Origin of the sequence: Floridaenema aerugineum BLCC-F46 (assembly GCF_041929345.1) — a bacterium.
In the GTDB taxonomy this organism is placed as follows: domain Bacteria; phylum Cyanobacteriota; class Cyanobacteriia; order Cyanobacteriales; family Aerosakkonemataceae; genus Floridanema; species Floridanema aerugineum.
Window position 1 is genome coordinate 1 of record NZ_JBHFNQ010000248.1, and the last position, 2,399, is coordinate 2,399.

Consider the following 2,399-nt stretch of genomic DNA (forward strand, 5'->3'; position numbering starts at 1 on the left):
ACAGGTAATCATTTTTACTCTCATTTCTCCAAATCCAATCAGTAAAGGACTTGCAAAAATTCCTCTTTTCTGGGTAATCAAACCATCAGTTTGAGTAAAAAGTAAAAATTTATACTATTAAAGTTCAGTAAGAAAATGTCAACCACAAAATTCGACAGTCAATTATTAATAGTTAATCAAAGGTTGAAGGCTGGTAAAATGGGAGTCACGATTCAGCAAAAAGGGAATCGATTATATTTACGAGGAACTTTACCACCTCGCCCGGGAAGTGAGAAAACTAAACCATATCAACAAGAAATTGCTCTGGGGATAGAGGCAACTATTGAAGGGATAAGAAGCGCAGAAAAAGCAGCGCGTCAGGTAGGGGGATTGTTGGCAATAGGAGAGTTTGATTGGCAGCCTTATTTACGGCATAATCCAATAGGTAATGAGTTAAAGACGATCGCCGATTATATCCAAGCTTTAAAAGCAGATTACTTTATGCGACGATCGCAAACTCCCAAGTCACTTTCTACCTGGCAAACTAATTACGAAGAAGTTTTTAGCCGCTTACCACAGAACGAGTTACTGTCAAAGGAAATCATAATCTCAGCAATTAAAGCGACAAATCCAGATACAAGAATGCGACAGAAAACTTGTTTAGCGTTGGCTAAATTAGTGGAGATAGCTAACTTTAATTTCGATGTAAAAAGGTTTAGTGGGAATTATTCGCCCACGAAAGTAAGCAAGCGAGAACTACCAAGTGATGAAGTAATAGCACTTTGGAGAAACAAAATTACTAATGCCCAATGGCAATGGTGTTTCGGAATGCTGGCAACTTATGGACTCAGACCCCATGAAGTGTTTCACTTGGACTTAGAACATTTTCCCAGACAAGGGGGTGTGTTGCGGGTAATGGAAGGTAAAACAGGGGAAAGGAGAGTTTGGCCTCTACATCCTGAATGGGTGGAATATTGGCAGCTAATGGATGTCAAAGTGCCGGAATGTACAGGGAGGAATAATAAGGAGTTGGGGCAAAGAGTATCGCAGTATTTTCGCAGACAGGGCATGGAGTTTCGTCCTTACGATTTGCGTCATGCTTGGGCAATCAGGAGTATGGAGTATGGACTGGAGGTGTCGTTAGCGGCGAAGCAAATGGGGCATTCGGTGGCGATACATATCCAAACTTATCATGCTTGGCTGGATGAACATCATCAGCAGCAAGCTTTTGAACGATTATTAAATAATCCGAAGCGACCTGTTGCTCCTTTTCATCAGCTATAGATAATCTAGACGCATATCTAGATTCTTGACCTAGAGAACACCTAGTCAATAACTTTACATTTCTTTACAAAGAGTCAGTTGTATGGATATGATGGATACAGTTTTAGCTCGATACCAAATAACTTCATAACCTTCCATGAGCGTCACCCGATTAAGCTTTCCAGAACTAGAAACCCTCACAGACTTTCAAATAGATACGGTTAATGGGCCAACCAATGCTCAAGCTGGTTTGCGCTTATTTGGGAAGAGTGAATCCGATGTGCGAGTGACATTATATCGGGATCATCATGCTTGGTGTCCCTACTGTCAGAAAGTCTGGCTGTGGCTGGAGGAAAAGCAGATTCCCTACCGGATTAAAAAAGTGACCATGTTTTGTTATGGGGAGAAAGAAAGCTGGTACAAAGGCATAGTGCCATCAGGGATGTTACCAGCACTGGAGCTAGACGGGCGGGTGATTACGGAAAGTGATGATATTTTGCTGGCGTTGGAACAAGTATTTGGTTCCTTAGCTTATGGGATGGAAGATGCCAAAGTTCTCCCATTGAGGCGGCTGGAGCGACTTTTATTTAGAGCTTGGTGTTCTTGGCTTTGTTCAAGAGCCAGGTCTACTCGTGATGAACAACGTCACAGTGAGCAATTCAAAGCAGTGGTAGAGAAGGTTGAGGATGCACTAGGCAGTACTGTGGGCTTTTACTTTTTGGATAATTTTAGCACTGCCGATGTAATATTTACGCCATATATCGAGCGCATGAATGCCAGTCTTTACTATTACAAGGGCTATTCTTTAAGGGAGGAGAACCCACGTTTGGCAGATTGGTTTGCGGCGATGGAAAGTCGCTCGACTTATCGTGGCACTCAAAGTGATTTTCATACCCATGCTCATGATTTGCCACCACAAATGGGGGGTTGTTGGTCAAATGAGGAATCGCAAACCAAAAGCAATCAAGTACAGGTGGATAGTGGGCCTTGGTTTGGGTTGCCTGATGTGACTTATCCAGAACCGGAAACCTCACGCGCTGAAGCTTTGCAACGGGTACTGAAGCATCGGGCTAATATTATTAAAGTTAATCCAGCTGATGATAAGTTGTTTGAAGAAGCATTGGGTTGTGCGTTAACTTATATGATGACTGGGGAGG

Annotated in this window: 2 protein-coding genes; both read left to right on the forward strand. The window is 42.6% G+C overall.

Annotated features, from left to right (window positions below; all coding sequences use genetic code 11):
• The first annotated feature begins 135 nt into the window (after positions 1–135).
• On the forward strand, positions 136–1,263 hold the full coding sequence (locus ACE1CC_RS33585) for a site-specific integrase (RefSeq protein WP_413274782.1): 1,128 nt from the start codon (positions 136–138) through the stop codon (positions 1,261–1,263).
• A gap of 136 nt (positions 1,264–1,399) precedes the next feature.
• On the forward strand, positions 1,400–2,399 hold a 1,000-nt coding region (locus tag ACE1CC_RS33590), incomplete at its 3' end, for a glutathione S-transferase family protein (protein WP_413274783.1).